This window comes from Roseibium sp. RKSG952 (assembly GCF_009711355.1).
This window is the reverse complement of record NZ_SMMF01000723.1, coordinates 1-5,624: the sequence shown is the minus strand read 5'-3', so window position 1 is coordinate 5,624 and position 5,624 is coordinate 1. Positions and strand designations below refer to the sequence as shown.

Sequence of the window (5,624 nt, the reverse complement as noted above, 5' to 3'; positions counted from 1 at the left end):
TAACGATATCTGAAGGCATAGAGATATGACGGAAGGGGCCTGATCGGAAGGAAGGCGTAACTGACTGCGGAAAAGACGAAGACGATGCAAACCTCTTTCCACCACTCGCGGATACTACGTGTCACTTCTTCCACGACGATCTCAAACACAGCCCTCTTTCCTGATAACTAGCCGAATTAGTCGGTACGATTCTTGATCGTGCCCTGGTGAAAAAGCATCTGCCAATCTGCGCCGTTGTGCTTCCAAATCGAGCTCCGCAACACGCTCCGCACCGACTCGTCATTTCGCCTATGTTGGCTTTCATATGTCAACAATACTGCGTCCGCCGAAACAGTCGCCAAGGCGAAGTTCGTTGCGATGAGTTTGTCGGAATCATCGGCAGTTTCCCGAACCAGGGAGCTGATGATTTCACCGCGTCCATACACAGTTCCCGAAGCACCAAACTCGACGAAGTCAATCGCGAGCAACTTTTCAAGCACCTCTCTTGACCCTCTGACCTCTGAGCGATGAAGAGACTCCTCGAGAAATCGGATTTCATCAAGATTTGCGGGAAGGCTGGGCATATTCCTTGGTCTTTTTTTGGATGCTGGATCATTGAACGATGTGGTTCATGCTGATGGAATTTCGTTCCCAGAACAAGGCTAAAAGATACTGCCGACACCATAGCCACTTGTTTATTGTGGGCGGCGGAACAGCGACCTGTCGGATCCGCGGGGAATCTGTTCACCTGCAAGGATGAAGGGCAGGAGCGATAGTTCTCCTCTCTACATATGGTGTGTCCTTCAGTGAACGGGTTAAGCAATGAATTTTTACTAAAAGATGCGAATGAGCTTGTTAAAGTGTTGAAAGGCGTTTCCTATACGAGAGGAAACCTCCAAGACGCTGGATGGGATATATGGACCCGACCTAAAGAAATGGTAGGGGAAGGGGATGGCATATGGCATCGAAAGTCTTAAAAATAATGAAGGGCTATTTCTCGCCGCCTGGACCCGTAACAAAGATTAAAAACCAGGACGCAGCACGCTTCAGCGACTCCGAGATCGACTTAATCAAGCAAAAAATGACTGCAGCTAACGAGGCTGCGGCAATGACGTGGCGCGAAGAGGGACTGAGTATCAATCCGAGAATTTTGGCAGCGCGAAAGAACGGCGCGCACTTTAATCACCTTCATTAAGTGATTTGGCCAAACCAACCACTTTAGCTCTCAGCTTGTTTATTCCGCCAATCTTTGTCAAAAATCCATCCTCGTCTTTCTCAAAACCTAGTTCTTCGAGGCGAAGCCTAAGACCACTGGCCACATTAATACTATCTTCTAAGTAAAGCTGGTACTTTTTGGGTGCCTCATACAAAACCAGGTGGAATTTGATCTCGAAATTGCTAAGGTCTCTGGTGAAACAAATACCAGGCTTTTTTTCGGTCGATTTAGCCTCACAATATTGTACCGAAAAGCCGTACGGCTCCAATTCGGACGCCAGGGTTTCGAATAGGCAGTAGGTAAACAGTTCAGCATGTCGTCCGTTCATCTGCGTCTTTTTGAGAAGGTAGATGCCTCCATCGTCTGAGAAGCGTATCATTCTGTATTTGCCGTAGTCGTAGACCGACGGCGTTGCGAGGATCGCTTCACGCCACGGATCGATTTCCGTTGCAGACTCGATGACGCCGCCAAGATCAGCAGCATATGAGCCCGGGTCTTCAAGTTGGTCCCAGAGAGCCTTTAGAATCTGGCTTGCCCGACCATCCGCAGCTGCATTGCGAAGAAGTCTCTTCCAACCCCAGGCCTCGTCGTATGACGTGGTCAGCAACGATCGATTTCTGCCAACATAAGGCAGGAAATTTCCGACCGCGAGAAGTGCGCGCTCCCAGAGCCGGCCAGATCCCTTCGGGTGTTTTAAAAGGTCGTCGAACATCTGTGAGGCGCATGCGAGATAATGTTCGAATGGCTCCACTAGTTCGCTTGCGGTAGTTGCGTCGAGACGCTCAAATTCGGCATCTACCTCACCAAGCTTTAAGCCGCAGCAGCGTAGCAAGAAACCAATCTGCCCTCGAAAATAGGTATGCCGCTCTGCCCGATCGAGCCGTTCCGGCCAGCCGTCGCCGAAACCCATGAGATGAGCTTTGATCCGCTCTTCTGCGACCTGCTCGCGGGAGAAACCTCTCACGACGCCGTCCGAACTCGCGAGATGGTTGACGATATCGTTCATCCACAGCGTGAGTTCCCGGAGACCAGCAAAACTCCGACGCAGGTCTTCGGGGCGATTGTAATCGGTGTTGGTTGCGAGATTAGAGACGACCCGCATCCATGCATCGAAAGCAGTGGAATCAACCTCGCCGGGCGAATGGACGAGGAACTGGGCATAACCGGCAAGCTGAGCAAGCTGTTGGAAGGTAAGGCTGGTCGGCTTGGTGAGTATGTCCTGAAAAAGAACCTGTTCATCGAGGTGCCGCGTGTCGGGGAGATAGCAGCAGAACGTTTCGGGTCCCGCGCTCCAACGTTCCAGGAGCGTGATCAGAGCCAGGACCATTTCCTGATCCAGCCAACCCCTGTCATGAAACCACGTATAGCCGCTAACTCGCGCCATCGAGCGAAGGTCGGCCAGATCATGCGAGGTTGCAGGCGCTTCGGGATCCCTTGTCACTATGATCACTGCCCGCAGTAGGTTCATCATGGCGTCGTCGAAGGTGGCAGTTTTCTTGCAACGGAACGGCCAGAAAAAATCGGACCAGCGCGTATCAATCCGATGAGAGAAGAAGTCTGCAAGTGGCGTCCCATTGCAGAGATCCGGCGGAGGGTTCTTCATCTGGTCTTCCAGATGCTTCTCGAAACGTGCCTTGAATGTCTCGAATGGAGTTAGCGGTTTCCCCCGCGCATTCATCTTGATGTACAAATCATCCGAGAGGTCAAACTGATCAAGATCAAGAAGTTGGAATGTGATCGCGGGAGCCGTTTCGTCGATCAATCGGGCATAAAGGCCTGAGGTTTTCCGGAAAACCTCGTGCATCCTTTCCAGCATTGATAGTGCTGCCTGAATCGTTGGATCGAACCGCCAGCTGCGAAAATACCAAGGCTGGTCAGTTATCATCTCTGCGATGTCTTTGCACTTCACGGCCGAGATGTCCGGTATATAGTTAGCAAAGGCGTTGATAAAATCCCGACTACTAGGACGCACTTCGTAGCTGAAGCGAGACCGTCTCGATGTGACGATCCGATTGCGGAAATCTTCGCTGCAGTCGTCGACCCAAGCGAGATACCAGTGCAGTAGAAACAATGTGGTGAGCCGTTGTTGGCCGTCGAGCGGCTGAAAGGAGCCGTTTACGATGCTCCCGTAGACGAAGTCGAGATCGAGGGGCAGTGTTGGGTCTTCCCTAGGCAGGCATAGCGCGTCGTGAAGGGATTTGAGGAAGTCGTCTCGGACGATGTGCTGGTCCGCCCGCCCTTGCGCATAGTCTCGCTGGATAATAGGGATCTCAACACGGCCGTAACGTTCGATCAGCTTGCCGAAGGTGGTTCGCGAAGTCATCGGCTTGCCCCTGCTTCCTCCGAGAAGAATCGCGTCAGCGTTCGACTGATCGCATCTAGGTAGTGTTCTCCGTCCTGATCGGTCCAAAACATGACGTTGCCAACCGTGCGACTGTAGCATTTTAGGAAGACGTTACGAGTGCAGAGAGGGACAAAAATCCCGGACCTGTCGTTTTCCAACAAAACTCTGCGTTTTACCGCAAAGACCGCATTTCGATAGCCGCGGTTGGTCCGCGAATCCAGCAGTGTCAGGTTTGCGAGGTCGTGGTCAGGGCCGTTCATCGCCTCGTTGAAAAACGATAGAATCTTGCCGTCAATTTCCTCGAAGCTCACCCGGCTGCCTGGCTCAGAATCTGGGTCGAGGTAGGCTTCAATGCTTTCAGCAAGCGCTTGCTCGTCTTCTTCCTTGGCAGTGTGCAGGAACTTCAAGCAGTTGCGCAGCCATTCGTCCTGCTCTCGTGGGCGTGAAGGTCGTTCGTCGCTCACTGAGCGTATGTGCTCGATATCCCAAGACTCTCGCTTGAAACTATCGAACTGGAACCGGATGTTTGATCGCGGATCCTCGAGCAGCGTTGCCAGATTGAACAAAAGGAGCAAGCTCCGCACCTTGGGTGCATTTGCGTAGCCGACTGTACGGCAGAGATTGGTAATCTCTTTCTCAAGATCATATTGGAAAGCCGCCGATAGATCACTTCCTAGCAACATCCGATAGATCCGATTGCGAAGACCTTGGGAAAAATCGCGTTTGCTAGATGCTTGGCTGTCAGAAAGCAGTTCGGTAATCGTGGAAAGACCACCACTGGTCTGATTGAGAACAAACCCAAGGACGTGGAAGAGGTATCGGTCTTCGTACCATTCTTCCAGCGCCATGAAGATATCCTTCACCTTGCGCCATTCGATCTCGGCACTTAATTCTGCGCTCAACAAGTCAGAAAAATGGGAAAATACCGCGTAGTCTTCCCCGTTTAACGCCTGGCCTTCCATCCTTGCAGCGAGTCGAAAGACAAGGCCGATCCGGTTTGCCTCATCGAGGTCGGTGTTCTGCAGGAAGTACCAGACTGAGTTATCCTGCAGCCGTTTTTCGATCTGGTCCCATTCGTACGCAATCCGTAACACAAGATTGCCGGTAGCATCGTCTTGGGCCGCGCGGCGCAGGAACAAGGCACGGACCAGCTCAGCCTCGGTAAGTGGTATCCTCCCTATGTTCAGTCGGGTGAAAGCTGCAACCGGATCGTCATTGGGCGCCAGCTCGTACCAGATGACCTTCACGTTCAGATCGGTCTCATCGTCGTTGAGCAGATGCTGCAGCAGCCTAAGCGCATGCATTCGGTCGCGGCTGGCAAACCATTCCTCAATCGCCCGCCAAGCCTCGCAGATGTGGTAAAAATCTACGTTCTCGTTGGATCGGTCGAGATCGATTTCATCAAGAAAGGCGCGGTCACGCGTCTCATAGTCGATGAAAAAGCGTTGTTTGCCGAGCAGTGTGAGGATTTCATTTCGGTGGGAAAGCAAAATAAAGATGGTTGTCAACCGCTGCTGCCCATCGACGACCTCGTATCCCCCGTCTTCGAGCTTGCGGACAACTAATGGCTGCAGGCAGTAAAAAGAGGTTCGGCCTTTCTCCTTGCTGGCCTGGATAAAGCCCCAAATGTCATCAAGGAGTTGGGTTACCTGTAGCCGGTCCCAGCGATATCCGCGCTGGTATGCGGGGATCCAGTACCGTGCAGGGGAGCCGTCTTCATCAACGAGCAGGCTGTTTATTGATCTCAGCTCGATCGCTGCACTCTCAGACTGCATGATCCCCAACTCTTATTGTAACTCTGGTCATTTGAAAAACACTGTTCCTGTCACGTCTGTTCGTGTCTTTTCACGTTCTCAAACCGTCTGAATATAGAACGGGAACTATTGATACGAAAGAGCAGCCGTCCAGTACGTTTTTTCTACACGAACTTTGTTTCTTGGCAGTGGGGCAAGAAAGGCAAGGGCTCTTAGTTACGTGATGCGCGTCCGCACTTTGCGCATCGGAGACATTAGTTTTGGCCGCAGCATCGTATACTTCGGGCTCTCTTGTTGAATCCGCCGCACTTTGAACGAACGGCTGCTTAGC

Annotated in this window: 4 protein-coding genes; 1 reads left to right on the top strand and 3 read right to left on the bottom strand. The window is 52.0% G+C overall.

Annotation, left to right across the window (positions count from 1 at the left end):
- Positions 1–176: 176 nt before the first annotated feature.
- Positions 177–563: a DUF4440 domain-containing protein gene (locus E1297_RS04765; RefSeq protein ID WP_155134586.1), complete on the bottom strand. Its 387-nt coding sequence runs from the start codon at positions 561–563 to the stop codon at positions 177–179.
- A gap of 374 nt (positions 564–937) precedes the next feature.
- Between E1297_RS04765 and E1297_RS04760 the strand changes: the two genes are divergently transcribed.
- Complete coding sequence (locus E1297_RS04760) at positions 938–1,174, top strand: hypothetical protein (protein WP_155134583.1); 237 nt, start codon at positions 938–940, stop codon at positions 1,172–1,174.
- On the opposite strand, the gene E1297_RS04755 is transcribed toward E1297_RS04760, so the two are convergent.
- Together E1297_RS04755 and E1297_RS04750 are read right to left on the bottom strand one after the other, a co-directional pair.
- On the bottom strand, positions 1,158–3,518 hold the full coding sequence (locus E1297_RS04755) for a DUF262 domain-containing protein (RefSeq protein WP_155134580.1): 2,361 nt from the start codon (positions 3,516–3,518) through the stop codon (positions 1,158–1,160). The genes E1297_RS04760 and E1297_RS04755 overlap by 17 nt on opposite strands.
- The gene (locus E1297_RS04750) at positions 3,515–5,314 is read right to left on the bottom strand and encodes a DUF262 domain-containing protein (protein ID WP_155134577.1); all 1,800 of its coding nucleotides are present in this window, start codon (positions 5,312–5,314) and stop codon (positions 3,515–3,517) included. The genes E1297_RS04755 and E1297_RS04750 overlap by 4 nt, the downstream gene beginning before the upstream one ends.
- Between the last annotated feature and the right edge of the window lie 310 nt (positions 5,315–5,624).

Bases quoted from the DNA above. Each gene is read 5' to 3' on its own strand.
- E1297_RS04765 (WP_155134586.1), bottom strand. From the start codon at position 563: ATGCCCAGCCTTCCCGCAAATCTTGATGAAATCCGATTTCTCGAGGAG.
- E1297_RS04760 (WP_155134583.1), top strand. From the start codon at position 938: ATGGCATCGAAAGTCTTAAAAATAATGAAGGGCTATTTCTCGCCGCCT.
- E1297_RS04755 (WP_155134580.1), bottom strand. From the start codon at position 3,518: ATGACTTCGCGAACCACCTTCGGCAAGCTGATCGAACGTTACGGCCGT.
- E1297_RS04750 (WP_155134577.1), bottom strand. From the start codon at position 5,314: ATGCAGTCTGAGAGTGCAGCGATCGAGCTGAGATCAATAAACAGCCTG.